Annotated in this window: 25 protein-coding genes; 16 read left to right on the forward strand and 9 right to left on the reverse strand. The window is 60.2% G+C overall.

Annotated elements, in window-relative coordinates:
* Window positions 1-239 precede the first annotated feature (239 nt).
* Window positions 240-2309 carry a maltose alpha-D-glucosyltransferase gene (treS, locus tag ACIGHL_RS08445; protein WP_128119793.1) on the forward strand — a complete coding sequence of 690 codons (2070 nt, stop codon included), beginning with the start codon at window positions 240-242 and terminating at the stop codon, window positions 2307-2309.
* 76 nt (window positions 2310-2385) lie between these two features.
* Here the strand turns inward: treS and ACIGHL_RS08450 are convergent, their stop codons facing one another.
* Together ACIGHL_RS08450 and ACIGHL_RS08455 are read right to left on the reverse strand one after the other, a co-directional pair.
* Window positions 2386-4071: a hybrid sensor histidine kinase/response regulator gene (locus tag ACIGHL_RS08450; protein ID WP_128119792.1), complete on the reverse strand. Its 1686-nt coding sequence runs from the start codon at window positions 4069-4071 to the stop codon at window positions 2386-2388.
* Window positions 4061-4699 carry an MEDS domain-containing protein gene (locus tag ACIGHL_RS08455; protein ID WP_128119791.1) on the reverse strand — a complete coding sequence of 213 codons (639 nt, stop codon included), beginning with the start codon at window positions 4697-4699 and terminating at the stop codon, window positions 4061-4063. The genes ACIGHL_RS08450 and ACIGHL_RS08455 overlap by 11 nt, the downstream gene beginning before the upstream one ends.
* A gap of 237 nt (window positions 4700-4936) precedes the next feature.
* Between ACIGHL_RS08455 and ACIGHL_RS08460 the strand changes: the two genes are divergently transcribed.
* Together ACIGHL_RS08460 and ACIGHL_RS08465 are read left to right on the forward strand one after the other, a co-directional pair.
* Window positions 4937-5569 carry an eCIS core domain-containing protein gene (locus ACIGHL_RS08460; protein WP_128119790.1) on the forward strand — a complete coding sequence of 211 codons (633 nt, stop codon included), beginning with the start codon at window positions 4937-4939 and terminating at the stop codon, window positions 5567-5569.
* A 64-nt stretch (window positions 5570-5633) separates the two neighbouring features.
* The gene (locus ACIGHL_RS08465) at window positions 5634-5816 is read left to right on the forward strand and encodes a hypothetical protein (protein ID WP_128119789.1); all 183 of its coding nucleotides are present in this window, start codon (window positions 5634-5636) and stop codon (window positions 5814-5816) included.
* Between the two features lie 85 nt (window positions 5817-5901).
* Here the strand turns inward: ACIGHL_RS08465 and ACIGHL_RS08470 are convergent, their stop codons facing one another.
* Complete coding sequence (locus tag ACIGHL_RS08470; protein WP_128119788.1) at window positions 5902-7695, reverse strand: sensor domain-containing phosphodiesterase; 1794 nt, start codon at window positions 7693-7695, stop codon at window positions 5902-5904.
* Between the two features lie 378 nt (window positions 7696-8073).
* Between ACIGHL_RS08470 and ACIGHL_RS08475 the strand changes: the two genes are divergently transcribed.
* The 9 genes from ACIGHL_RS08475 to ACIGHL_RS08515 all read left to right on the forward strand — a co-directional run bounded on the left by ACIGHL_RS08475 (window position 8074) and on the right by ACIGHL_RS08515 (window position 17900).
* The gene (locus tag ACIGHL_RS08475) at window positions 8074-10167 is read left to right on the forward strand and encodes a hybrid sensor histidine kinase/response regulator (protein ID WP_253910912.1); all 2094 of its coding nucleotides are present in this window, start codon (window positions 8074-8076) and stop codon (window positions 10165-10167) included.
* A 157-nt stretch (window positions 10168-10324) separates the two neighbouring features.
* The gene (locus tag ACIGHL_RS08480) at window positions 10325-10522 is read left to right on the forward strand and encodes a DUF2934 domain-containing protein (protein WP_128119787.1); all 198 of its coding nucleotides are present in this window, start codon (window positions 10325-10327) and stop codon (window positions 10520-10522) included.
* A 159-nt stretch (window positions 10523-10681) separates the two neighbouring features.
* Window positions 10682-12721, forward strand: coding sequence for a hybrid sensor histidine kinase/response regulator (locus ACIGHL_RS08485; RefSeq protein WP_128119786.1), 2040 nt, complete (start codon window positions 10682-10684; stop codon window positions 12719-12721).
* A 220-nt stretch (window positions 12722-12941) separates the two neighbouring features.
* Window positions 12942-13940, forward strand: a complete 999-nt coding sequence (locus tag ACIGHL_RS08490) for an NAD(P)H-quinone oxidoreductase (RefSeq protein ID WP_128119785.1) — start codon at window positions 12942-12944, stop codon at window positions 13938-13940.
* Between the two features lie 242 nt (window positions 13941-14182).
* The gene (locus ACIGHL_RS08495; protein WP_128119784.1) at window positions 14183-14764 is read left to right on the forward strand and encodes a hypothetical protein; all 582 of its coding nucleotides are present in this window, start codon (window positions 14183-14185) and stop codon (window positions 14762-14764) included.
* A gap of 96 nt (window positions 14765-14860) precedes the next feature.
* Window positions 14861-15688, forward strand: coding sequence for an abortive infection family protein (locus ACIGHL_RS08500; protein ID WP_128119783.1), 828 nt, complete (start codon window positions 14861-14863; stop codon window positions 15686-15688).
* Between the two features lie 97 nt (window positions 15689-15785).
* Window positions 15786-16340 carry a hypothetical protein gene (locus ACIGHL_RS08505; RefSeq protein ID WP_206606860.1) on the forward strand — a complete coding sequence of 185 codons (555 nt, stop codon included), beginning with the start codon at window positions 15786-15788 and terminating at the stop codon, window positions 16338-16340.
* A 499-nt stretch (window positions 16341-16839) separates the two neighbouring features.
* Complete coding sequence (locus ACIGHL_RS08510) at window positions 16840-17223, forward strand: ACT domain-containing protein (RefSeq protein WP_128119781.1); 384 nt, start codon at window positions 16840-16842, stop codon at window positions 17221-17223.
* A 110-nt stretch (window positions 17224-17333) separates the two neighbouring features.
* Window positions 17334-17900, forward strand: coding sequence for a DUF1993 domain-containing protein (locus ACIGHL_RS08515; protein WP_128119780.1), 567 nt, complete (start codon window positions 17334-17336; stop codon window positions 17898-17900).
* A 58-nt stretch (window positions 17901-17958) separates the two neighbouring features.
* On the opposite strand, the gene ACIGHL_RS08520 is transcribed toward ACIGHL_RS08515, so the two are convergent.
* From ACIGHL_RS08520 to ACIGHL_RS08540, 5 genes are all read right to left on the reverse strand, one after another.
* Window positions 17959-18345, reverse strand: a complete 387-nt coding sequence (locus ACIGHL_RS08520; protein ID WP_128119779.1) for a cupin domain-containing protein — start codon at window positions 18343-18345, stop codon at window positions 17959-17961.
* 91 nt (window positions 18346-18436) lie between these two features.
* Window positions 18437-19249, reverse strand: a complete 813-nt coding sequence (locus ACIGHL_RS08525; RefSeq protein WP_128119778.1) for an AraC family transcriptional regulator — start codon at window positions 19247-19249, stop codon at window positions 18437-18439.
* An 88-nt stretch (window positions 19250-19337) separates the two neighbouring features.
* On the reverse strand, window positions 19338-19535 hold the full coding sequence (locus tag ACIGHL_RS08530) for a helix-turn-helix transcriptional regulator (RefSeq protein ID WP_128119777.1): 198 nt from the start codon (window positions 19533-19535) through the stop codon (window positions 19338-19340).
* On the reverse strand, window positions 19532-19906 hold the full coding sequence (locus tag ACIGHL_RS08535; RefSeq protein WP_128119776.1) for a hypothetical protein: 375 nt from the start codon (window positions 19904-19906) through the stop codon (window positions 19532-19534). Before ACIGHL_RS08535 ends, ACIGHL_RS08530 begins: the two co-directional genes overlap by 4 nt.
* Window positions 19907-20268: 362 nt before the next feature.
* The gene (locus ACIGHL_RS08540) at window positions 20269-21450 is read right to left on the reverse strand and encodes a patatin-like phospholipase family protein (RefSeq protein WP_128119775.1); all 1182 of its coding nucleotides are present in this window, start codon (window positions 21448-21450) and stop codon (window positions 20269-20271) included.
* A 307-nt stretch (window positions 21451-21757) separates the two neighbouring features.
* Between ACIGHL_RS08540 and pnuC the strand changes: the two genes are divergently transcribed.
* The 4 genes from pnuC to ACIGHL_RS08560 all read left to right on the forward strand — a co-directional run bounded on the left by pnuC (window position 21758) and on the right by ACIGHL_RS08560 (window position 25809).
* Complete coding sequence (gene pnuC / locus ACIGHL_RS08545; RefSeq protein WP_128119774.1) at window positions 21758-22345, forward strand: nicotinamide riboside transporter PnuC; 588 nt, start codon at window positions 21758-21760, stop codon at window positions 22343-22345.
* A 337-nt stretch (window positions 22346-22682) separates the two neighbouring features.
* Window positions 22683-24518, forward strand: a complete 1836-nt coding sequence (locus tag ACIGHL_RS08550; protein WP_128119773.1) for an ABC transporter ATP-binding protein — start codon at window positions 22683-22685, stop codon at window positions 24516-24518.
* A gap of 25 nt (window positions 24519-24543) precedes the next feature.
* Complete coding sequence (locus ACIGHL_RS08555; RefSeq protein WP_128119772.1) at window positions 24544-25068, forward strand: AAA family ATPase; 525 nt, start codon at window positions 24544-24546, stop codon at window positions 25066-25068.
* A 114-nt stretch (window positions 25069-25182) separates the two neighbouring features.
* On the forward strand, window positions 25183-25809 hold the full coding sequence (locus ACIGHL_RS08560; protein WP_128119771.1) for a Type 1 glutamine amidotransferase-like domain-containing protein: 627 nt from the start codon (window positions 25183-25185) through the stop codon (window positions 25807-25809).
* 180 nt (window positions 25810-25989) lie between these two features.
* Here ACIGHL_RS08560 and ACIGHL_RS08565 read toward each other — a convergent pair whose 3' ends face one another.
* A complete protein-coding gene (locus ACIGHL_RS08565) occupies window positions 25990-26514 on the reverse strand; it encodes an REP-associated tyrosine transposase (protein ID WP_128119770.1) in 525 nt (174 codons plus the stop codon).
* Window positions 26515-26875: the final 361 nt, after the last annotated feature.

The raw sequence follows: 26875 nt of genomic DNA on the forward strand, positions 1-26875 counted from the left end.
TGCTGCTTTCGTTGAAGGGGTGATCGTAAGGACCAACGATATCTATCACCCAGTATCGGCATAGCGCCGTCTGTAGGAGCCAGCTTGCTGGCGATCTTTTGGCACACCGCGGAGGTCCGGATCGCCAGCAAGCTGGCTCCTACGAAAAAGTGATCCATGCGACTTCGATGCAACGATGCTGGCCCGCTCTACTCAAACGTCTACATTTCCCCTCAGCGCACCGGGAACCAGACATCGTTATGAGCACACCAGACAACACCTATATCGAGTGGCTGGAAAGCCAGTCCATGCTTAAAGCCGCCCGTGATCGGGCCCGACTCTACGCCGGTCAGGCGCGGCTCTGGCAGCGGCCCTACGCTCAGGCAAGGCCGCGCGATGCCAGCGCCATTTCCTCGGTGTGGTTCACCGCCTACCCGGCGGCGATCATCACGCCCGAAGGCGGCTCAGTGCTTCAGGCGCTGGGGGACGATCGCCTCTGGAGCGCCCTGTCTGAACTCGGCGTGCAGGGCATTCACAACGGCCCGATGAAACGCTCCGGCGGTTTGCGTGGGCGTGAGTACACGCCGACAATCGATGGCAACTTCGACCGCATCAGCTTCGACATCGACCCCAACCTCGGGACCGAGGCGGAGATGCAGCAGCTCAGCCGCATGGCGGCCGCGCACAACGCCATCGTCATCGATGACGTCGTCCCGGCGCACACCGGCAAAGGCGCGGATTTCCGCCTCGCCGAGATGGCCTACGGCGACTACCCGGGCCTCTATCACATGGTCGAGATCAGCGAGGAAGACTGGCCGCTGCTGCCTGCCGTGCCCAAGGGCCGCGACGCGGTCAACCTGCCGCCGCCGGTGGTCGACCAGCTCAAGGAAAAGCACTACATCGTCGGTCAGCTGCAACGGGTGATCTTTTTCGAGCCGGGCATCAAGGACACCGACTGGAGCGTGACCGGCATCGTGACCGGGGTCGATGGCAAGCGCCGGCGCTGGGTCTACCTGCACTATTTCAAGGAGGGCCAGCCGTCACTGAACTGGCTCGACCCGACCTTCGCCGCCCAGCAGCTGATCATCGGCGATGCGCTGCATGCGATCGACGTCTCCGGTGCGCGGGTGCTGCGCCTGGATGCCAACGGCTTCCTCGGCGTCGAGCGCCGCGCCGAAGGCACGGCTTGGTCCGAGAGCCATCCGCTATCGGTGACCGGCAACCAGCTCATCGCGGGCGCCATTCGTAAGGCCGGCGGCTTCAGCTTTCAGGAGCTGAACCTGACCATCGACGACATCGCCTCGATGTCCCATGGCGGCGCCGACCTGTCTTACGACTTCATCACCCGCCCGGCCTATCATCACGCCCTGGTTACCGGGGATACCGAATTTCTGCGGCTGATGCTGCGTGAGGTCCACGCCTTCGGCATCGACCCGGCTTCGCTGATCCATGCGATGCAGAACCACGACGAGCTGACCCTGGAGCTGGTGCATTTCTGGACGCTGCACGCCTACGACCATTACCACTACCACGGGCAGACGCTTTCGGGCGGCATCCTGCGCGAGCACATCCGCGAGGAGATGTACGAACGTCTGACCGGCGAGCATGCGCCCTACAACCTCAAGTTCGTCACCAACGGCGTGTCCTGCACCACTGTCAGCGTTATTACCGCGGCGCTGGGCATCCGTGACCTCAATACCATCAGCGCGGCCGACATCGAGCAGATCCAGCGCCTGCATATCTTGCTGGTGATGTTCAACGCCATGCAGCCCGGTGTGTTCGCCCTCTCCGGCTGGGATCTGGTCGGCGCGCTGCCGCTGGAAGCCGAACAGGTTGAACACTTGATGACCGAAGGCGATACCCGCTGGCTGCACCGTGGCGGCTACGATCTGGCCGATATTGCACCGGAGGTGGAAACCTCCAGCGAAGGCCTGCCCAAGGCGCGCTCGCTGTACGGGAGCCTGGTCGAGCAGCTTAAGAACACCGGCTCGTTCGCCTGCCAGCTCAAGCGTATCCTCAGCGTGCGCCGCGCCTACGACATCGCCGCCAGCAAGCAGATCCTGATTCCTGACGTGCAGGCGCCGGGTCTGCTGGTCATGGTCCACGAACTGCCGGCAGGCAAGGGTGTGCAGATCACGGCGCTCAACTTTAGCGCCGAGACCATCAGCGAGACGGTCACCCTTCCCGGTGTTGCGCCCGGGCCGGTGGTGGACATCATTCACGAAAGCATCGAAGGCGACCTCACCGAAAACGGCGAGATGACCTTCAACCTCGACCCCTACGAGGGCTTGGCGTTGCGCGTCGTGAGTGCGGCGTCACCGGTGCTCTGACGGCGCAAACCAGGATCACGGCGCGCCGCTACCAGGCGCGGCCGTGATCGCTCTGTCGGTCGAGATGCAGGTTGGTTCAGGCCGAAGGGCCGGGTGTACGGCCAGGAGGTTGCTCTTCGCCGCAGTTGCGCCCGATCGCCGCTTCCAATGCTTCCAGCGAAACCGGTTTGACCAAGTGAGCTTCGAATCCCGCCGCTCGGGACCGCTCGAAATCCTTCGCCTGGCCATAGCCGGTGAGCGCTACAAGGCGTAGCGCGTCTGCCGGAAAGGACTTTCGCAGCGCTTGTGCCAGGGCGTAACCGTCCATTTCAGGCAGGCCGATATCCAGAACGGCAACAGTCGGTCGAAACTGCGCGGCCATGCGCACCGCCTGAAGGGGCTCGCTAGTGGCGATGACCTCGTGGCCCCGATGGATCAGGTAGTCGCGCACGCTTTCGAGCGCATCGAGGTTGTCGTCGACCACCAATATGCGCGCTGAAGGGTGGGCTGTAACAGCTGGGCTCTCGAGCGCAACAGGCGCTTCATTCGGCTGGCTGAGCAGCGGGAGCGTGACCGTGAAGGTTGAGCCACAGCCGATCCCGTCGCTGTGGGCCGTCACCGAGCCTTCGTGCAGTTCGACGAAGGTCTTCACCAAGGCCAGGCCAATGCCGAGGCCGCCTTTCGATCGATCGATCGTGGCGGTGCCCTGCTCGAAGATCTTGAACAGCTTCGGATAAAGCGCAGGACTGATGCCCGAGCCATTGTCCTGAACGGTGACCTTGACCTGCCGGTGACTGGCCGCCATCTGGATATCGATCCTGCCGCCACGGTCGGTGTACTTCGCCGCGTTGGTAAGCAGGTTGGCAAATACCTGCATCAACCGGGTGGGGTCGCCGAACATCCATACCGGCCGTTCCGGCAGCGCAACGTGAACTGCGTGGCTGCGTTCCTGAAAAAGCGTGCTGGCGGATTCGATGGCACGGGTCAGTAACCCGATCAAGTCCAGCGGCTCAGGCTTAAGCTCGACTTTGCCGCGCACGACGCGTGTCGCATCCAACAGATCATCGAGCAGGCTGGATAAATGTTTGGCCTGGCGTTCGATGATCAGATGCTCGCGGGGCAGCTCCTCGCCCTTGTTACGCAGCCGGAGCAGATCGATCACCGTAATGATGGGTGCCAGCGGATTGCGCAGCTCGTGTCCCAGCATCGCCAGGAACTCGTCCTTGGCACGGCTGGCCTGCTCGCGTTCGTAGTCGACACGGGCCGTCTGCACGCCGGTGGTGGCCAATGAGGCTGCCGCGCTCAGGAAAGCAAGGTGCGGCGCCTGGGGAAAATCAGCGCTGTCACATCCAAACCAGATATCTCCGCCAAAGGTGCCGTAGCCCATGCTCAGGCGCACCACTCGCATGGGCCCGAGCGGTGTCGACAGTTGGTGCGCGCGCCCATCGGGCAGGCGGGTCTGCTCCCACTCAGCCAGCATGGCTTCCCAGTCACGGCATTCACGCTCGCACAGGTATTCACCGTCGAGGCGCAGCACGTGGTATCGAGGCGAATCCGGCAACAGCTGTACGTTCGCCATGGCAAAACGCATCGGCACGATGCGTTCGGCGGCCTCCATGGTGATTTGCAGGATAGACGCGCCGTCGCGCCCGGCCCATAGCGCAGGAAGCGCGAGGAGGCCCATCAGATCACGGATGTTCCGCCCCTCATCTCCGCCATTCGGGCGATCCGGCGCTCGCTCAAGCATGGGCTCAGCGAACGGCGAAGGAGGTTCAGTCAGCATGGGTAGCCGAACGTTTGGCGTCGCGGCTGCGCAGCTCCTGGAGCATTTCGGCGGCGGGCGTGTAGAACGGGTTCTCCTGAACGATACCGTTGATCAACGTCAGCGGATGGGTGCGAAGCAGGTCCATCATCATCGAGCCGCTCAATTTGGCCGTGTCGTAAACGCAGATGGCTGGCTGGCGATTCTTCGAGAGCACATCGTTGACCTCCGCCTCGTAGGCGAGGATTTCCTGCGCGCCCGGTCGGTCGTCGAAGGCCCAATCCATGTTGCCCATGATTCGAACGCGAGAGTAGCCGGCCTCGGCAGCCGCCTCGCAGGTTGCGTTCAGGGTCACCAGCATGCGGTCCTTGTTGAACGCCCCATTGTCGTCCAGATAGGCGCCTTGCCAGGTTTGCAGCTCAAGCTGTCCGCAGGCTTCGCAGCCGTGGGCGTCGATGCCACCTTGAATCAACCTTTCACGGTGATCGTCCATGTTTGCCGGGTTGAGGATGTGGATGGTCTTTTCGCCCTGATCCAGTGCTTCCTTGAAGAAAGGGATCAGCACGTCGTACTCCTGTTCGCGACTGTCGAAGAACGCGCAAACGTGGAAATGCTCGATGGGCGTTCCAGCGAGGGAAAGCTCGTTCATGAATGGCTCCGGATGTGGGTCTGAGGGTTGCGATCGTGAAATCAATCGGGGCGTTGAAATCGCCGCTCCGGCGGCGTGCCGGGTATCGCTAGGCACCGTAATTCGTGTGCGATTAACGTTTCACTGCAGATTCATCGGCGCCGAATACCAAGCACTTGCTGCTTCATTGCGCACCCCTGTACTGTGCGCCGCCGGTGACCAACCCGAGCCGCCATCGCTATGGTCGAGCGTACCGCCATGCCACTTCGCTGCATTCTAGCCCAGGTTTCGTTGTTTTTAAGTGTGTTGGCTGCGATCCCTGCCTGGGCGCAAACCGTATGCCCGACCGGTCAGCAGCCGATTTGTCTTGGCAGCTGCGTGTGCGTTCCTGTTTCTCCACAGAACTACGAGGCGTTGTCCGAGCGGGTGCAATGGCTGGCTGCCGCCGGGCTCGAGACCTGGATTCGCCAGTCCCGCGATCAGCTGGCGTTGCTGGAAAGCCGGCCCATTCCGCTGCATATCCGCTCGCAACTGGAGCCTTATTTCGATATCGAGGTGCTGGAGACGGCGCGTTACCGGGTCGGCGATGACAATGTGCTGACGGCGGCCAACACCCTGCTGCGCAACCCCGACATCGTCGCGGTGACGCTGATCGACATCATCGTTTTCCGCAACGAGGCCGATGCCCTGGACAACGTTGCCCTCTGGGCGCACGAGCTCAAGCACGTCGAGCAATACCTGGAATGGGGCGTAGGCGAATTTGCGCGGCGCTATACCCGCGATTACAGCAGCGTCGAACGGCCGGGTTATGCCATGGAGCTGCAGCTCGAGCGCGAAGCGGCTTTGCGCGAAGCCGGCGGAAGCACTGCGTCGCGCCATTCAGCCGAATGATCTAGATCGAGGGATCGGCCAAGGGCAGCTCCGGTCACAACCTTATCGCCATAAGGAGACTGCCATGCCTGTTACCGTGTCCAAGCTCCGGGGCAACGATATCCCCGAGGAGATGCGTGGGCCCGAGGTCGAGGTGGTATTCCGCGTCACTGACCATGAGGGCAAGGTGAAATACCTGCTGGACGATGTCGAAGCCGCACAGAGCGCCGTGCGGGCCAGCGATGAACATCAGGCAGCGAAAGGGTGACCGCTGCGTCAGCTGAACGGCCGCGCAGGGCCTGACAATCCGAAAGCTCGTTTTCGGCTGACCGATGCCCTCTCGCCGCGGTGACTCAACCGGCGCTGCCTTGAGTCGCCTGGGTGTTTTCATCAGCCCAACCCAGCAGCAGCTCGGGCACCATGGGTCGGGCAATGTAATAACCCTGTCCCTCCTCACAGCCCCACTGGGCTACCAGATCGAAGACCGCCTGGGTTTCGATCCCTTCGGCCACGACACGCAGTTCGAGGCGCTTGGCCAAATCGATGATGGTTCGCACCAGCCGACAGTCTTTCTCGTCGTCGCCCAGGTTGCGGATGAAGGATTGATCGAGCTTGACCGTCGACGCGGGCAGGTCGCGCAGATAGGTCCAGTTGCTGTAGCCGGTGCCGAAGTCATCGATGGCCACCTCCACGCCCAGTGAGCGCAGGCGCAGCAGCTGGCGACTGACTTCGCCCGGGTTACGCATCAGGGCGCTTTCGGTAAATTCCACCTCCAGACTTCTCGGGTCGACACGCTGATCGTTCAGCAACTCAATGATGCGGTCGACAAAGGCCGGACTGTCCAGATCCGACGCCGACACGTTGATGGCGACCTTGAACCTGCCCCCCTGGCGCTGCCAGGTTGCCGCCTGCATGACGGCCTTCTCGGCGACCCACAGGCTCAGCTCGCGGATCAGCGCGGTCTTCTCGGCCAGCGGAATGAATTCAGCCGGGCCGATGGCGCCGAGCGTCGGATGATCCCAGCGCAGCAGCGCCTCGACCGCAGTGCAGTGTCCATCCACCAGGCTGATACGCGGCTGATAGACCAGCCGCAGCTGTCCGTCGCTGTGTAACGCCTCGGCGAGACCGCTGAGCAAGGTGAAGGCACGCTGCTGCACCGCATCGAGTCGGGATTCGTAAGGCGACCAGCCGATGCCACGATCACGCGCGTCGTCCGCCGACGTGATCGCCAGGCGCAGCCAGTCCTGCTCCAGCACGCCACTGTGCAGCGGCAGCACGCCGAGACCGATCTGGGTCTTGATCGGAATCGAATTGCACTGCACCGGGGCGTCGAACGCCGCGATGATGCGGTCATAGAGCTGGATCAGCTCCTGCTGCGGCCCGTCGGGAATCAGAAAAGCAAAACGACTCGGGCTGATGCAATACAGCCCGCACCGATCTGGAAGCTGCGCTTGCAGGGTCTGTTTCATGCGCAGCATCAGCGCTTGGGCAAAGCTGTGACCGAGCACCTTGATGATGTCGTTCAACAGCATCGGCCCGATCACATCGGCCACGACCAACACATTGCTCTGATCAGACGAGGCAGCTGCCCGCGCCACGTCATCTTCGAGCCGCGAGCGGTTGTACAAACCCGTGGATGCATCGATGAAGTTGGTGTTGCGCAGTGTCAGGATGCGCGCCATCGTCAGTTTGGCGAAATGACCAAGCATCGACAGTTCCTGCGGGGTCATTGCCCGTCGCGGCTGGGTGTCGATGATGCATAGGCTGCCCAGGCCCAGCCCTTCCGGCGTGATCAGTGGCATGCCCGCATAAAAACGAATGCCTGGCTCGCCCGTGACCAGCGGGTTGTTCTGGAAGCGCACATCCTGGGTGGCATCGAGCACCTGGAGCGGCTCGTTGGCGAGGATTGCATAGGCGCAGAAGGAATCCTGCCGCGGCGTTTCCTGCGCCAGCAGCCCGACTCGCGCGGTGAACCACTGGCGCTGTTCGTCGACGATCGAGATCAACGCGATCGGCGCCTTAAAATACTCAGCCACCATCGCCACGATGTGCTCGAACACCTCGTCGGGCGCCGTGTCCAGCCGGCACAGCTGCGTCACCTGCAGCTGTCGCTGCGCTTCATTTATCGGGGTTGGAGCACCAGCCATACGATCAACTGCCTGGAAATTCGAATGGGTCCGAGCCGTCGGCGCGGCGTCCGGTATGGGTTGCAACGGATATCTGGACGTCATGCCCGAATGGTCAGCACAACGGGGCCTCTTGCCGGCATATCGACCGGCTCGTTTGTTCCTTGATGAGGTGCCGACGGGAGGTGCAGATGGGTGGGGCATGAGCATCCTCATAGCGGATACACACCAGCATGCCTTTTAGGCTTCTCGCTTATCTGTCGCTCTGGAACGCCTTCGACGCAACGCTTTCCAACCTTCACCCCACTGGTGACTTCAGCTCTGTGCGGTTCATAACCGCCGAAAACCCAGCAGTACGAAGCCGCCTCAGGTGGCGGTTGCAAAGGACGATGGCCGGACATGCCCGATACGATGAATGAGGTGCCTGCTTTTCTCTCCGGTGGAGGGCAAATGGGCGCGTTGATGCGAAACCATGACTGGGCGACCACGCCGTTCGGCCCGGTCGAGTGTTGGCCGCAATGCTTGCGCTCCATGGTCGGCGCCTGTCTGAATTCCCCACTGCTGGGAACGGTGCTCTGGGGACCAGAGCTGCGAATGCTCTATAACGATGCTTACGTCGCCTCAATGGCTGATCGCCACCCTGCCGCGATAGGGCGGCCGGTAGCAGAGGTATGGGGTGACGTCTGGGACCTGGTGGCGGCCCCGTTTGAACATGCGATGCGCACGGGGGAAGGCTTCGCACAGGACCGGGTCGAGTTACCAATGGTGCGCAACGGCCAGTCAGAGATCACCTATTGGAACATCAGCGCGACACCGATCTTCGGTGAAGATGGCCGGATTCTTGGCCTGCTGAATCAGGGCATCGAGATCACCGGTCAGGTGGTTGCCGAACAGCAGCGCCTGGTTGCCAAGCAGCAGTTGCGTGACATGAACGAGCAGTTGGCTCACGAGGTTGCCATCCGCACGGAAGAACGCAACCTGATGTGGGACACCTCGCCCGACTTGATGGTGGTGATCAACTTCGAAGGGATATTCCAGCGTGTGAACCCGGCCTGGCTTACCCTGCTCGGCTACCAGCCCGAAGAACTGATCGGGCATCACGTCAACGAATTCATCACCGACGAAGACCACCTGAGCACGGTTGATGCCTACCTGGCTACAGCCGGTGGCAAGCAGGTGCGGATCGTCAATCGCTACCGACACAAGAACGGGGCTGAACACTGGATTTCATGGGTCGCCGCCCCGGCGGGTGACAAGACCTACGCCACCGGCCGGGACATCACCGAAGAGAAAGCGCGTCAGGCTCAACTCGAGTCGACCCACGAGCAGCTGCGCCAGGCACAAAAGATGGAAGCAGTCGGCCAGCTTACCGGCGGCCTGGCGCACGACTTCAACAACCTGCTCGCCGGCATCTCGGTCAGCCTGGAAATGATCGAGGCCCGCATTCGGCAGGACCGCACCGGCGAGGTCTCGAAATACCTGCTGGTCGCGCAGGGTGCGACCAAGCGGGCCGCAGCGCTGACCCATCGCTTGCTGGCCTTTTCCCGTCGTCAGACACTGGCCCCCAAAGCCATCAATGCCGGACGGCTGGTCAGCGGCATGCTCGACATGGTCCAGCGCACGGTGGGGCCGAACATCGTCGTAGAGAGTTACTGCACCGCTGATTTGTGGACGGCTCGGGTCGACCCGTCACAGCTGGAAAATGCCCTGCTCAACCTGTGCCTCAATGCCCGCGACGCGATGCCTGAGGGCGGTCGCATCACGGTCGAAACCGGCAATCGCGTGTTCGATGCCGAGAGTGCCCGGCAGCAGGATATTCCCGAGGGCGAATACCTGGCCATCCGCGTCACCGACAGCGGCACCGGCATGTCGCCCGAGGTGCTGACCAAAGCCTTCGAGCCCTTCTTCACCACCAAGCCGATGGGGGAAGGAACAGGTCTCGGCCTGTCGATGATCTATGGATTTACGCAGCAGTCCGGTGGTCAGGTGCGTATCCGTTCTCAGCTTGGTATCGGCACCACCGTCAGCCTCTACTTGCCGCGATACATCGGCACCGCGGAACGCGATAACGGCCCGCTCGGTTTGGCGCCCGTGCTGTCCGCCCAGCGAGGCGAAACGGTGCTGGTCGTCGATGACGAACCGACGGTGCGGCTGCTGATCACCGATCTACTGGCGGATCTCGGCTATCGTGCCATCGTCGTTGCCGACGGGGTTGCGGCACTCGAAGTGCTGCAATCCGGCGTGCACCTTGATCTGCTGCTGACCGATGTCGGCTTGCCCGGCGGCATGAACGGTCTGCAGCTCGCCAATGCCGGTCAGCTCGCTCGTCCCGATCTGCGCGTGCTGTTCATCACCGGTTATGCCGAGAACGCACTGTTCCACAACGGCCTGCTGGAGCCTGGAATGTCGGTGCTCAGCAAACCGTTTTCGGTTAACAGCCTGGCCGAGCGGATGCGCGAGCTGATCGGACAGCCGCCTGCGCATCACGGCTGAACTCCTACCCTTTTACTGGGGCTTTCGTCGGCTTCCCGGTTTATTGCCGGAACCATCCGCCTGCTAATCCCCTCTGCTGAATACCCGGTGAGAAACCACCGAACCGAGACGAGACGCCGTGTTATGGCGTCTCTATCAGCACAAAGAGGGCAAACACATGGCTGACGAACAACGTATCCGCGAACGTGCCCACGAAATCTGGGAAGCCAAGGGCCGTCCCGAAGGCCAGCAAGACGAGCACTGGGCACAAGCCCGCGACGAAATGGAACCGTTCTACAAGGAAGGTGATGCCACCGCTGGCAGCATCGAAAGCAGTGTCGCGATACCCATGCCCAAGCCGGAAGGCGAACGCTGATTCTGACCATTTCGACGCCCGGCGATACCCGGTTACTAATGGATACAGCGCCTCGCTAGGCGTGGCGCTGCTTTGGGCTAACCACGTGCAGCAGCGAGGCGTTGTATCCGGCGCTCATAGCCTCTATTCGTCGAACCAATTAGCAGGCCTACCGTCCTGATGAACCGAACCCTAGACCTGAAGGCAATCTTCGAAGCCTTGCCAAACCTCAACCTGATTCTCTCCGCTGATCCGGAGTTCATCATGTTGGCGGCCAGCGATGCTCGGCTGCAGGCAACCAACTCGACTCGCGAAGCCTGCATTGGTCGGTCGATTTTCGAGGTGTTTGGCAACAACCCGGACGAAACGGCGGCATCTGGTGCAGGTGCATTACGCGCCTCGCTGGAACGTGTGCTGGAAACGCGGGCGCCCGACCGTATGGCGATCACCAAATACGACATCCCGCGACCAGCCACTGAAGGTGGCGGATTCGAGGTGCGCTACTGGAGCCCCATCAACGTGCCGGTGCTGAACGAGCAGAGAGAAGTCACCTGCATCATCCATCAAACGCAGGACGTCACCGAACAAGTGATGGGCCGGGATGCCCCGACCCGGGGGCATTCTGATGAGCGATTCCGCGCCGCGCTGCTAGCGTCCGGCACCGGAACCTTCAATTGGTATCTCCAGGATGACAGCCTCTACGTTGACCATGCACTGGAGCAGATATTCGGTTTAGGTATGGAGCGAAAGCTCGATACCTTTGAGCGCCTCATTGAGCTCGTCCATCCAGCGGATCGATCACGTGTTCGTTTCGCCTTCGAACGATACGGTCAGGCTCAGGATCTCACGGTTGAATTCCGTCTGGCGCGGCCTGGCGAGGAGCAATGGTTGGCGTGTAAAGCCCGTGTCTTCCGCGACGCCAGTGGCAGTCTTTCGTACGTGGCCGGTGCCTGTACAGACATCAGTGCGCGCAAGCGCGCCGAAGAAGCCCTGCGCGTCAGCGAGAACAGGCTGCGCCAACTCAACGAAACTCTTGAAGCGCGTGTGGCCGCGGAAGTCAGCGAGCGCAGCCGGACCGAACAGGCGCTGCGCCAGGCGCAGAAGATGGAAGCTGTCGGCCAGCTCACTGGCGGTATCGCTCACGACTTCAACAACCTGCTGACCGGCATCATCGGCAGCCTGGATCTCATGCAGCGACGTTTCCGCCGTGGAGAGGTCGCGGACGTGGAGCGCTACATCAATGCGGCGGCGACCTCTGCTCAGCGTGCGTCGGCACTGACGCAACGGCTGCTGGCCTTCTCTCGCCAGCAGGCCCTCGACCTCAAGCCGGTCGACGTCAACCATCTGGTCGCCTCGCTGGAAGATCTGCTCCATCGCACCACCGGCGAGAACATTGCGGTCATCACCCAGCTCAGTGCGGGGCTGCCGCCCGCCTGCATGGACGTGAACCAGCTTGAAAACGCCGTGATCAACCTCGTCATCAACGCGCGTGATGCCATGCCGCACGGTGGCCGAATCACCATCTCCACGGCCAACTTTCAGCTGGGCAGCGAGCCAGATCCCGCTCGGCGCGGGCTGACAGAGGGCGAGTATGTACTGCTGACCGTCAGCGACACCGGCGTCGGCATGACCCCGGACGTCATCGAGCGCGCCTTTGAGCCCTTCTTCACCACCAAGCCCATCGGCAAGGGCACCGGGCTTGGGCTTTCGATGATCTATGGCTACATCAAACAGGCCAAGGGCTACATCCACATCGAGTCCAAGCCTGAAAGCGGCACCCGCGTGCACCTTTACCTGCCTGTTCATCATGGCGAAGCCAGCGCTGTGGAAGTGGCGCAAGAGCGCACCCTACAAGGCACTGGCGAGACAATTCTAGTGGTCGAAGACGAACCCGTGGTCCGCTCGTTGGTGGTCGAAGTGCTCAACGACTTGGGCTACGAGACGCTGGAAGCCGGCGAAGCCTCCGAAGCGCTGTTGATCACCGAAAGCTCGCAGCGGATCGATCTGATGGTCTCGGACGTCGGCCTGCCCGGCATGAACGGCCGGCAACTGGCCGAAATCGTCCGCCAGCAACGCCCCGGCCTGAAAGTGCTCTTCGCCACCGGCTACGCCGAAAGCTTCGCCGCCAATGACATCCTCGGGCCGGACATGGCCGTGATGGCCAAGCCGTTCGCCATCGATGCGTTCGCGCAAAAGGTCGGAGAGATGTTGGGTTCGTAGGCCTGTTGACGGCCGCTCTGCCGAGGCGCTGCCCAACGCTGACTCCGGGCCGCTCAGCGCCCTGCCCCTGCCCTTGCCAAACGCCACCGCGTTGCGGTTCTGGCAAGCCCGCAGATCAACCTGACCTATCAGGGTTGGCTCTGCGACTCGCGGGAACTACCGTGTACCAGCAAGCCACTTCAATCAACGCGGCCATCAGCCGCCTTTGAAAGGAAAAACTATGAGTGCTGAAACCATGCGTCATATCGATCACCGCCCCGGCGGCGGCCCCGAATGCCTGCGAATGGCCGAAGGTCCGGTGCCCGAACCCGGCCCGCACGACGTGCTGGTCCGGGTGGCCTACGCCGGCATCAACCGGCCCGATGTGTTTCAGCGCTCTGGCAGCTACCCGCCACCACCGGACGCCTCGCCGCTGCTCGGCCTGGAAATCTCCGGCGAGATCGTCGCGCTCGGCGCTGACGTCAGCGGCTGGAAAGTCGGCGATCAGGTCTGCGCGCTGACCCCTGGCGGCGGCTACGCCGAATATTGCGTGGCCCCGGCCGAACACTGCCTGCCGGTGCCCGCCGGGCTGTCATTTCTGGAAGCGGCGGCGCTGCCCGAAACCTACTTCACCGTCTGGAGCAACGTGTTCGAGCGCGGTGCCCTGCAACCCGGCGAAGCCTTCCTCGTGCACGGCGGCTCCAGCGGCATCGGCCTGACCGCCATCCAGCTCGCCAAGCAATTCGGCGCCACTGTCTACACGACGGTTGGCAGCAGCGAAAAAGCCGACGCCTGCCGGCGTGCCGGTGCGGACCGGGTGATCAACTACCACGAAGAAGACTTCGTCGAGGTGCTCAAGCAGGCCACCGACGGCAACGGCGTCAACGTCATCCTCGACATGGTCGGCGGCGACTACATCCCCCGCAACATCAAATCCCTCGCCGTCGAAGGCCGCCTGGTGCAGATCGCCTTCCTCAAAGGCAGCCGCGTCGAACTCGACACCGCGCCGATCATGCGCAAGCGCCTCACCTTCACCGGCTCCACCCTGCGCCCCCGCAGCCGTGCGGAAAAAGCCGACATCGCCAAGGCGCTGCAGGACAAGGTCTGGCCACTGCTCGACCAGGGCCTATGCCACCCCGTCATCCACGCCACCTTCCCCCTCAAAGAAGCTGCCGAAGCGCACCGGCTGATGGAAAGCAGCAAGCATATTGGGAAGATTATGTTGGAGGTTGGGCGCTAGACACGAGGACGGGCCGGTAATGCTCCGGCCCTTGCTGTGTTTTGAACCAGATGCCGAAGGAACGGAATGGTGCGCATCCAGCTGAAAAACTCATGGTGTATAACATTCCGGACGGGTGCCGATAACGTTGTAGCGCCTATGCTAGAGCTGTTCGGATAGGCGTAGACGGAATGCTATACACCACGCCCGTCCGGCGTCTTATACACCAAATGGTGTCAAATTATAGTTATGGAAAAAGTTAAATGGATGTGTTTTCGTCACTAGTCGAAGAGCAAAAATCAAAAAGCGAAGTCGTTCAGTTATTCGGCGTAATTCTATATACCGACAAGCATCCTAATATTAAAAAAGTACTGCGTGATGACGATTACTGGTTAGCTCTTCATGAATTAACCGGAGAGAATTTTGCGGTGTTTTCTGTGCGCCCTGAAAAGGGCCGTTATGAACTCCCGAAATTCCCACCGGGCGTAATAGGCATGATGATTCAAATCTGGAAAGAACCAAGAGACAATCAAAAACTCCTAAACCTGTTTGAAATCGAGAGCACAGAAAAACTACCATTGCTTTTGCTATTCACTGAAATCAATGGAGAATATCTATCCGTCCAATTCAATATCAACGACACCAGTGAAACTGAAGCCTATAACACAACAAAAGAACATCTTGAGTTTGCGTGCAGCGTGATATCCGGCATCAAGAAAGAAAATTACGGTAATCCTGAAGGGGTCTTTGCGGCACTATCACTGCAAAACGATCAAAGACAAGCATGGAAAATAGTTAAAAACGGAATAAATATATACGCATACATAAAGGGGCTTCTCCCATAACAATTGGTTCAAATCACTCGCTTCGCTCGTTGGGACGGGCTAAAGCCCGCCCCTTAACCAAACGTTAGAATTTCAAAATAAATCATGAGTCAGTCCATGAAGAAAGAAATTCCGGCTCCGGTTATAGCTGCGCTCTCGGAAAACATGCCCGAAATGGAAACTCATGCCAGCTTAAATAATCTATTCTCATTCGCTGGAGCTCCGGGCGAACCGCCTGAAGGCTCTAAGTCAGTAAAGGTGCAAGGATGGCTTCGGCGCGTAAATAAAGAGGTTGAGCGACCTCTAGCTGTTCTGGGCCGAATAATTGAATGCTATATGGAGTTACCGGACACAGAGGAAAGCTCGCGCTCTTTATTTGGCGTGTCCATCACAGACGCAAAAAAAGAACTCAAAACAAAACTTGAGGCAATACTGTCACGTTGTAACCTTACATACATTACTGGCGGCATAATTTCAGACGGCAGCTCTGCGTCTAGCCGATCACTTGCCGAATTAATTAAAGGCCGAGATATTCCTTCAATAGACGCTGAATTCAACAGGGCACTTGCCAACGTTAATTCGGAGCCTAGAGAAGCAGTCTCTGCCGCATGCAATATACTTGAATCTATCTTCAAGACTTACATTGCAGACGAAAATTTAGAAATGCCTCAAAAACAGGATCTCCAGAATGTTTGGAAGGTTGTGCGATCTGATCTAGGCTTTGAGCCTGGTCTATTACAAGATGACGATCTGAAGAAAATTCTTTCTGGCGTATTGTCCGTTGTTGATGGAATTGGAGCTTTCAGAACGCATGCAAGCTCAGCTCACGGAGAAGGTCGAAAGGTATATAACCTTAAACCACGACATGCGAGGCTCGCTATCAATTCAGCTCACACCATAGCGCTATTTGTATTAGAAACATGGGACGAGAGAAAACTCCGATAAAAATTCTAACAAATGGTTCAAATCGTTCGCTTCGCCCACTGGGACGGGCTAAAGCCCGCCCCTTAACCAAACGTTAGCTGCATGACTGGAGCATTCCATGGAGTTGAATGATGATAATCTCGTTTATTTAGACTTGGAGTTCGTTTCCAGAAAGTATGAGGAGTTAGTTGGGGCGAATCCTCATGAAAAGATCACTAAACAAGAGGGTGCTTCCGCTGGGTTGAAAGCCTTTTTTGCCACAGCAGGCTTAAGCACTCAAGAATCCAGATCCTACTCAATAACGTCTCGTCAGATGCTACATGCACTCTGGCCTGGCATACTCGATAACTACGATGATTTTGGCGCTTTTGAGAACTACAAAGGAACGCGCATCGCTTGGATGAAAGGGGACCTCACTCTCGGCGAGTGGCGAGATTCGGAGAAGAGAGAGCCTGGCTATGAGTTCTATCAGTTAATTCATAACTCTCAACGTACTGCTTTCCTCGCTGACCCCAGTTATTTTTCTGCGGGCTTCTCTAAGATTTTTGGTGCCTCCCCAGCATTAAAGGGAAATGTCGGTATTCCAGTTATGTGTTTGGCCAGAGTGATGTGGCACGTTGATGATGCGCGAAATTTTGTTGCGTGTCCTTATGTAATAGTGGAAAGCAGATAACAAGGCGCATAACGCGGATGGGTTGCCGCCGCCGCTTCGCTCAGCGTTATACGGACCAGCATGAAATCTTGGTTAGAACTTGAAGAAAGATTCCGCGAAATTAAAGAACCGCTCATATATCTCCGGCTGGATATTCAGTCGGGACCCGCTGGTGAGCACTGGTGCATTACTGGAATGCCGCACAGCCATGAATCTCCAAATTTGTTCTTCTAGCGGGAGTCTGCGGGCGACTTTTAGAAGAGTGCATTGACCACAAGAGCGAGGTAGCCTGGACGAAACGCGTGGAAAAGGCTCCGCCGTTTTCCACCCTACGTGATGCCGAGGCCCGGCGGAGCAGGCGAGGGTGGTGGCGTAGGGTGGACAACGCTTCGCTTGTCCTCGCGCTACTGTCTGATGGTGACGCCTGGGTAAAGGGACCGATTTATCTCCTGCCGTTATTTGCCGGGTCGCCTAGGTCTTACCGTCGCGGCCCGCTCGCTTACTCACAAGGTGACATGACATGAACCACTCCTTTTCTGTCCTCCCCCAAAGCTTCGTGATTGCACAGTTGGAGCGGGATGCTGACCTGCCGAACGCGGTTTTGGCATCGCCGGGTTTTATGTCGATCACCCGGACGGATGATGAGCTTTCGATTGTCTGCGCTGAGGGTGCCGCAACCGGTTTAGCCCGAGTGGATAGCGATTGGCGCGCAATCAAGGTGCAGGGACCGTTCGCCTTTGATCAGACGGGTGTCCTGGCCTCCTTGCTTGACCCCCTCGCGGCTGCCGCTATCGGCATTTTCGCGGTGAGCACGTTCGATACCGACTACATACTGGTCAAGTCGATGAATCTCGAAAATGCCGTGCAGGTTTTGAAAGACGCGGGTCACCGTCTCTTGGGCTGATAACTCGCAGTAGGGAAAAGCGAACGGTTATTTACCTTTCAGTTAGTTAGCTTCATAACACCCTGTCACTTTCTTCGACGTAGCCGCTCAATCCCACAAGGTGTGAAGCCATGCAGCTAACGACACTGCTCATCCCAACTTATACCCAAATGCTCAAAACCCTCTCAGGCTGGTTAAAGAAGGCGCAGGCCCAGCTACCGGAAGCAGAGGCACAAGCACTGTTATCCGCACGTTTGGCGCCCGACATGTACCCGCTGTCGACGCAGGTTCGTTTTGCCTGTGTGCAGGCGCGAGAAGCCGTGTGTCGGCTGAGAGGGGAGCCGTTTCCGCCTGCCATCAACGAGCTGTTGAATGAGGGGCGTCAGGCTGTCAGACAACCCGGATCGCTCGCAGATGCTTACGCCCGGATCGATGAGACGGTGGCGTTGCTAAACGGCCTCGCAGCCGATGCGCTGGATGCGAAGGCAGATATGCCCATCGCCCACGAACTTCCAAACGGGATGGTTTTCGACCTGACCGTGGAGCAATACGCCCGTGACTGGACGCTGGGTCAGTTCTATTTCCACGTCATGACCGCGTATTCGATATTGCGTAGCCAGGGGATCAATCTCGGCAAGGCCGATTACGTGGCGCACATGCTGCCCCATCTGCGTCCGGAAACGATTCCAAAGGGCTAGCGGCGGATAAAGGGGCAGGCCTATTGATCTGTCCCCTCCGCTTGCGGGTCTCTCTCAATCAAATCCAAACATCATTCACAGCCGTTCGCTCATTCGTCTCATCGCCGGTATTCAAAACGCCCCGCGGCTCGATCAATAGCAGCTTTATCTCCTTTGGAGCATGGGGCTTGTGCTCGATTCCCTTCTTCACCACATACATCTCGCCGGCGCGCACGGTGACCTCTCCGTCTCGAAAATAGATGACCAGCTCGCCCTCCAGCACGATGAAGGTTTCGTCGGTATCGGAATGGGTATGCCAGATGAACTCGCCCTCCAGCCGAGCGAGTTTGAACTGGTAGTCGTTCATTTCGGCGACGACCTTTTGCGCCCACTGGTCATGAAACAGCGCAAATTTTTCGGCGAAGTTGATGGCTAGATAAGGGGAGGGCGTTGGGTGCGTGGTCATGCGAGGCTCGCTGTTCGTTACGGTTGAGCCATACGTTAGCGGCGCTCCAGCGCGCGGTATTGCATGATCGTGCAAGCCCGGCACGCAGCGGCTAACGGCTTGTCAGCATCCTCAACCAGCGTGCCGGCGATATACCGAAGGCTTGGGTGAACAGGCGGGTCATGTGGCTTTGATCAAAGAAGCCGCTCTCAAGCGCCGCATCGGTTAGCGACTGGCCAGCCAGTAACCGATAGCGCGCCTCGGCCAGGCGCCGCTGGGTGATGTAGCGATAGGGGCTGGTGCCATACAACGCACGGAAGTCGCGCGACAGGCTCCAGCGGTCGCGTCCACTGGCCTGCACCAGATCATCCAGCGTGATGCTCTGGTCCAGCGCGTCATGGATAAAGGTACGGGCCCGCTCGGCCGCCACGTAATCAACCGCTTTACGGCCATGCGGTTTGCCGCCGGCGACCTTCAGCGCCTGCGCCAGGTCGTAAATCGCGTCGTCCTCTTCGAGCGGGTCGAGTGCCGTGTCGAGGCTGTGAAGCAGGCGAGAGGTGGCAGCTAGCAGCCGAGGGTCGTGGGACAAGCCGCCTACTATGAAGGGCAACGGCTCGCCGCCCAGTACGTCCTGAATCAACGACGGTTCGATATAGAGGATCCGGTAGCGAAAGCCGGCATTGGTGCCTGCCTCGCCATCATGGATCTCGTCCGGGTGCAGCACGATGGTGCCGCCGGGCAGGCTATGCCGCATCGATTGCCGATAGTGAAAGCTCTGCACGCCCGCCAGCGTACGGCCGATGGCGTAGGTGTCGTGCCGGTGGGGCGTATAGCCGTGCCCGCGAAAATAGGCCTCGATGCGCTCCATCTTGGTCGATGGCGCGGCGCGCTCAAGCCAGTCGCCTTCAGTGCTGAGTCTGTTCATCGGTCGGCGATATGAGAATGCAAGGCTGAAGCATACCCGGCGATTGGAGGCTTGTTGGCATGCGCGCTTACGTCCCTTGGATTGCCCCTTATTCCTCTGGAGGCTGAAACAGCGCCTCGATGCTCGACTCGAACAGCCGGGCGATCTTGAAGGCCAGCGGTAGGCTGGGGTCGTATCGGCCGGTCTCGATGGCGTTGATCGTTTGTCGCGAGACACCCAGTTTCGCGCCTAAGTCAGCCTGAGACCAGCCACGCTCAGTGCGCCGCTCACGCACATGATTGATCACCGGTAGCGCCTGTGGGCGAAGAAGGCACCGATTGCCCAAAGCGGGCCCATCAGGCTCCAGACCAGGAACATCGACAGACGCGGAAAGCCCGCGGTCTCCAGAAAACCGTAGCTGAAGGTGATCAACGCCGTGCCGACGAATGCGACTGCCAAGCCCTCCAGATGGATTTTCCGGGCCAGCTCGTCGAGGTGCCGGATATGGCGGATAACCAAGGTCGCCACGGCTATCATCGGCAATACCGGAAGCAGCGCTGAGGCAATGCGCAGAGTGCCATCCTGAACTTGGGCAAGGAGGAGGGAGCTGGCTATCACGGCGCCTGCATAGACGGCCATTGCAAGCCAGAAGTGAACTAGAAATCGCTTTTTGCCCATGGCGCGTGACCTCTGAATGGAAAGTACGCTTTACATTAGGGCTGGCTAGCAGGGGAGTCAAGGTAACTTTACATCCGATAGGGCTTGGCATCATCCGCAAGAGGTTGGTCGACGGTTATGGGATCAATCGAACTCATGCTCGCAATCGTACGAGCGCTCTCGACGGCTCCATGCGCTTGCAATGATGCGTCCTGGCCCCGGCGCGTGGAAAAGGCTCCGCCGTTTTCCACCCTACGCGGCGCCCGGGCTTCGGCGGAGCAGACGGGTGGAGTGGCGTAGGGTGGACAACGCTTTGCTTGCCCACGCGGGATCCATCGCCCACCGCTGCATGCGCTGTACAAGCGCTTAGCGAAAACAGCAGGCTACGCGTGCTCTGGCCACTCAAGCCCTAGAAATGCCCTGAGCTCCGCCTTCTTGGCCATGGCATCCTGGTAACCCAGTTCGATCAGCTCGCTGCAGTAGCCGGGTTCGAACAACAGGTAACTCAACAGCCCACCACCGCCTTCTCGCGTGCCGCCGGGGCCGCGCAGGAACAGTCTCAGGGCCGCAGGCAGCTCTCGCCGATGGCGGGCAGCGATCTTGTCCAGCGGCTGGCTTGGGGAAATCACCAGCACCTCGACGGGCGTCAGGCCGTAGGCGCGCTTGCGCTGTTCGATAGGCACCAGTTTCCCCAGTAGATTTAGGCGCTCCAGCAGCTCGATATCACTCTCGACGTTGTCGATGAAGGTACTGTTGAGCATGTGCCCGGACATTTGCGCCAGGCTCGGGATGGCGCCAGCCGGCCTCGGTGTTGGAGTCGTCTCGGCCTGGTTACCCTCCGGATTGCCGCTCACCCCGACCACCAGCACCCGCGTGGCGCCCAGGTGCAAGGCGGGGCTGATCGGTGCGGTCTGGCGTACCGCGCCATCACCAAAATACTCCCGGTTGATCTTTATCGGCTCGAAGATCAGCGGAATGGCAGTGCTAGCCAGCAAATGGGGTATTGCCAGGCGGGTCGGTACACCCACCCGACGATGGCGAAACCATGGGTCGATGGCTGCACGCCCTTGGTAGAAGGTCACCGCCTGGGCCGACTCGTAGCCGAATGCCGTCACAGCCACCGCGCGTAATTGCCGATGGCGTATTGCTGCGGCGATGCCGGAAAAATCCAGCTCGCGCTCGAGCAGCCTGGCCAGCGGCGAGCTGTCGAGCAGCGCAACGGGCACCTGCTTGCCGAACCCGAGCACGCTGTGGCCGAGGAAGCGGCTGGCCTGGTGCAATACGCCCGGCCAGTCACTGCGGTACACCTGATCAGTATGAAAACTGCCCCAAATGGTACTCAGCCGCCGCACCGCCTCGCGAAAATGCAGCGCGCCGCACGCCAGGCTGACGGCATTGATCGCGCCCGCCGAGGTGCCGACGATCACCGGGAACGGATTGCCTGAGGAATCGGGCAGCAGATCGGCAATCGCCGACAGCACGCCAACCTGATACGCCGCTCGCGCACCGCCACCCGAGAGAATGAGGCCGGTGGTACCTGGGTTGTTTGCGGTGTCCTCGATCATCAATGATTCCAGTTCGGGGTTTTCGGTAGAGCTAGGGCTCGCACATGACAACGAAGAACAGATTACTGAAAAAGGGGGGCAGTCACCCGCCGGCGAAGGCAGTAAACGTAGGGTGGGCTTTAGCCCTCCGGATGGGTGGGGTTTGACGGTGGGCTGAAGCCCACCCTACGAGTACGTGCGTGGCTGACCAAGATTTGTGAACCTGAACTGAATAGCCCAGCCATTCCCACTCACCCGGTGCGCTTCGAACCGTTCCGCATGCTTGCCGTATCATGCCCGCCCCGTAGCCGCTTCTGACCTCCACCCCATGACCACCCTCGAAATCATCGCCTCCGCACTCGGTGTGCTTTCCGTTTGGCTCACCGTCCGCCAGAACCCGCTGTGCTGGCCCATCGGGTTGGTGATGGTGTCGCTCTACGCCTGGTTCTTTTTCGAGGTGCGGTTGTATTCGCAGGTGCTGCTCAACGGGGTGTTTGCGGCCATGCAGGTTTACGGGTGGTGGCAGTGGACGCGGGGCAGCGGCAGTGAAGGCGGTCGGCCGGTGGTGGGCGCGACGGCCCTGGAGGTAGGCGTTGGGCTTGTTGTCGCGGTGCTGGGGAGTGTCGGGCTGGGTGTGCTGATGGCGACCGCTACCGAAGCGGCATATCCCTGGCCAGATGCAACGCTCACGGCCTTTAGCCTACTGGCGCAGCTGTGGATGGCGCTCAAGCGCTGGCAGTGCTGGGTGCTGTGGATCGTGGTGGACACGCTCTATGTGGCCTTCTTTGTCTTTCAGGAATACTGGCTCACCGCAGGGCTGTATGGGTTGTTCACGTTGCTGGCGGTGATGGGCCTGCGCGAATGGCGGCAGGCGAGGGCGGCGGTTCATGAACACGCGGCGCCCGCAGACAGTTAACGATGTAGGGTGGGCTTTTAGCCCACCCTACGGATAAGGGCCAGCGGCCCCGGTGTCATAGACCTGATGAACAGGCCCAACTAGTCCCAGCCTGGCTGGCGCACTTTAAGCTCTTCTTGCACGCGTAAATTGGCAGGCCTGTCTACTTTCGGCACGAGGCTCATTTCCGACCAGGGTGCCGCCAGGCACTTCGGATACTGCTACGCTGCATCAGCAAAACCCGCGTTTCAGAGCGCCTCGACCCACGTCCAGGTAGACCCCGGTTGCCGCTCTCAAAGATCGGCATCGCCCCTGTCAGCAACAACCCCGCCCATTCGCCAACAGCAGACCTTGCCCCATGTTGTTCAGCCGTTTCGAAAACCTGATCGATGTCTTCAAGCCCAGCCCGGACGTGGAGCCGCCCGCCGGCATGCTGCAGTTCTATGCCCACTACCTGAAGCAGGTCTGGCCGTTGATGGTCGCCGTGCTGGTGATCGGCTTTTTCGGGGCGTTGATCGAAGTGGCACTGTTCAGCTTTCTCGGCCAGTTGATCGACATGGCCCAGACAACCGATGACGCACGGACCTTCTTCACCGAACACCGCAACACGCTGCTGTGGATGGCGGTGGTGGCGCTGATCATCCGGCCGCTGGTATTCGGCCTGCACAACCTGCTGACCCATCAGGCGATCAATCCTGGGCTGACCAATCTGGTGCGCTGGCAGAACCACCGCTACGTGCTCAAGCAAAGCCTGAATTTCTTCCAGAATGATTTCGCCGGGCGCATCGCCCAGCGCGTGATGCAGACCGGCCCGTCGCTGCGCGATTCGGCCATGCAGGTGATCGACGCGTTGTGGCATGTGGTGGTCTACGCCGGCAGTGCGCTGTACCTGTTCGCCGCCGCCGATCTGCGCCTGATCGTGCCGCTGGTGCTGTGGATCATTGGCTACACGGCCGCCCTCTGGTACTTCGTGCCGCGCATCCGGGCCCGCTCGGCTGCTGCCTCAGCGGCGCGCTCTAAGGTGATGGGCCGCGTCGTAGACGGCTACAGCAACGTCGCCACGCTCAAGCTGTTCGCGCACTCCAAGGAAGAAGAAGGCTACGCCCGCGAGGCCATGCAGGAGCTGCTCGGCAAGTTCCGCCTGCAGTCGCGCATCATCACCAGCCTGGATTTCCTGATTACCTGCATGAACGGCCTCTTGATCGTCGGCACCGGCGCGCTGGCGCTGTGGCTGTGGAGCGAGGCGCTGATCAGCACCGGCGCCATCGCCCTGGCGCTGGGCCTGGTGATCCGCATCAACAACATGTCCGAGTGGATCATGTGGGTGGTCAACGGCATTTTCGAGAACGTCGGCACCGTGCAGGACGGCATGCAGACCATCGTCCAGCCGCGTCACGTGGTCGACCGCGAAGACGCCAAGCCGCTGGAGGTAGAGCAGGGCGGTGTGCGCTTCGAGGACGTGCATTTCCACTACGGCAAAAAGGGTGGCGTGATCAGCGGGCTGAGCATCGATATCCGTCCTGGGGAGAAAATCGGCCTGGTCGGGCCGTCGGGCGCGGGCAAATCGACACTGGTCAATCTGCTGCTGCGCCTTTATGACCTGGAAAGCGGTCGCATCCTGATCGATGGGCAGAACGTCGCCGAGGTCAGCCAGGAAAGCCTGCGCGCCAATATCGGCGTGGTCACGCAGGACACCTCGCTGCTGCACCGGTCGATCCGCGACAACCTGCGCTACGGCAGGCCGGATGCCACCGATGAACAGCTCTGGGAGGCAGCGCGCAAGGCTCGCGCGGATGGCTTTATCGCCACCCTGGACGACAGCCTGGGCGGGCACGGCTTCGAGGCCAAGGTCGGTGAACGGGGCGTCAAACTGTCCGGCGGGCAGCGCCAGCGCATCGCCATCGCCCGGGTGCTGCTCAAGGACGCGCCCATCCTGGTGCTGGACGAAGCCACCTCGGCGCTGGATTCGGAAGTCGAAGCAGCAATTCAGGAGAGCCTCGATACCTTGATGGAGGGCAAGACGGTGATCGCCATCGCGCACCGGCTGTCGACCATCGCGCGCATGGATCGCCTGGTGGTGATCGACGAGGGCCGGGTGATCGAGACCGGTACCCACGCCGAGCTGATCGAGCGCGGCGGCCTTTATGCTCGCCTGTGGCAGCACCAGACCGGTGGCTTCGTTGGGGTCGATTGATGCGGAGCGTGAGGATGAGCATGCTATGAAGGTGCTGGTACTGACGGGAGCCGAATCCACCGGCAAGAGCTGGCTGGCTGCACGGTTGCAGCAGCGCTTCAGTGGTGTGGTGGTGGGTGAGTACGTCCGCCATTTCATCGACAGCGAGCAGCGCGAGACCTGCCTGGACGACATCCCAGCCATCGCCCGCGGCCAGCTGGCTTGGGAAGACGCCGCGCGGGGCAGGGCGCCTGGCCTGCTGATCCTCGACACGCACCTGCTGAGCAATATGCTCTGGAGCGAGACGCTGTTCGGCAGCTACCCGACATGGCTGGAAGACGAGCTGCTCGCGCGCCGTTACGACCACCATCTGTTGCTGTCGCCCGAAGGCGCCGAGTGGCACGCCGACGGCCAGCGCTGCCAACCTGAGGTTGCACAACGTTTGGGTTTCCATGAGGCCTGCCGCAGCTGGCTCGAGCGCCACCGTCAGCCATTCGTGGAGATCGCTGGGGACTGGGTCAGCCGGGAAGAGCAGGCGATTGCTCAGGTCCAGGCGCTACTGGAACGGTGATGCATAAACCGCACGCGCGAGTGAAGCGGCTGTCATCTTTCAAATGCTTGCGCAGATGATTCCAAACCCGGATAGGACAGGTCCGCTTGGTCAACCCGCTTACCGGAGATTGCTATGAATATTTTCCTGACCTCTTCGTTCGCCGACGTCGCTGATTTGTTCGTCGCCTTCACCCGAGGTAAGTGCAGGGGCAAGCGGGTTACGTTGATTCCTACGGCAAGCCTTGCTGAGGAAGTGAATGCCTACCTGATCGCGGCCAAGGATGCGCTGGTTGAAGCGGGCCTGGTAATCGATGAACTCGAGGTGTCGACCGCCAGCCGGGAAGACATCGTCGGAAAGCTCGAACGTAACGACTACATCTATGTGGCGGGCGGGAACACCTTCTTTCTGCTGCAGGAGCTGAAGCGCACCGGCGCGGACAAGCTGATCGCGGAGCAGGTCAGGGCAGGCAAGTGCTACATCGGCGAGTCCGCCGGTTCCGCCGTGCTGGCGCCCAGCATCGAGTACCTGCAGAGGCTGGATGACCCCAGCGCCGCGCCCGATCTCGACTCGTTTGCGTCGCTCGCATTGATCGATTTCTACCCGCTGCCGCATTACGGAAACCCACCATTCAAAGAAGCAGTCGAGCAGGTATTGATCGAGTACCGCGATACCCTGGACCTTCGCCCGTTCAGCAATCACCAGGCGATCGCCATCGTGGGCAATGAGGTCGATATCCAGACGAGCGCGCAGCCCCTCTGAGTAACGGGGCTGCGCGATGATCCCTGTTGGCCGGGTTCGAATGGGCAGCGGTGCGGGGCGATTTATTTGTCGTGTGGGCCATGGTGCACTGGCTATTCGACACCGCAGCGATCTGACGGCCATGTAGCTGCCGTAAGTGGACATGTGGCGTTCCAAGCATGCCCTAGGTTTGGCTGATACCTACTCACCGAACGAGCCGCTGTGCCCGGCGTTACCCGCCCAGTCCTGTGCTAACAGGCCTTTCTCCAAGTACCGGTTGAAACTCGAATAGGGCCAGTCGGCGACCTGTTCTACCAGGCCGTGCTTGACCGGGTTGTAGTGGATGTAATCAACGTGCCGCTGCAAATCCGTTTCGTTCCGAATTTGATGTTCCCAGTAGCGTCGTTGCCAGATGCCTTTCTCTCGCTTACGGACTTGGCTCGCGTTCCGAGGCACTGCCGGAAGTTGTCGAGAGAAGGTGCTCTTGAGCAGGCCCCAGCGGGCGGCAAAGTCGGCGTCGTCGTTCGGGAGTGTCCAGATAGCGTGCAGGTGATCGGGCAGGATGCAGATGGCGAGGGTTTGGAAAGGACGGGAGTGCTGGGTCAGGCCATAGGCCTGTCGGAGCAGTGTGATTTGTTCAACCAGCAAGCGAGATTGGCGGTCGGCCAGGGTCACGGTGAAAAACCATGTGCCGCCAGGCACCAGACTGCGGCGGTAGTTGGACATGGAGGCCTCCTTGCCTTCACGAGATGTATGTCAACGCCGTTGCGCTTCTGTCGATTGAGTAAAGATACATGCCGGGCAATGGTGGGCTGAAGCCCACCCTACGGCCGTGGGTCTACGGCATCGGCTTGCGTAACGGGGTGGATGAAATTGTAGGGTGGGCTTTAGCCCACCAATTGGTAGCTGGGCGCGCCCAGAGGGCCGACCCTACAGCGCTGCATGGTTACCGGGCAACGGTGGGCTGAAGCCCACCCTACGGGCGTGGGTTTGCGGCATCAGCTTGCGTAACGGGGTGGATGAACTTGTAGGGTGGGCTTTAGCCCACCGATTGGTAGCTGGACGCGCCCTGAGGGCCAACCGTACA

Origin of the sequence: Pseudomonas sp. NPDC077451 (genome assembly GCF_044543345.1) — a bacterium.
GTDB lineage: Bacteria > Pseudomonadota > Gammaproteobacteria > Pseudomonadales > Pseudomonadaceae > Stutzerimonas.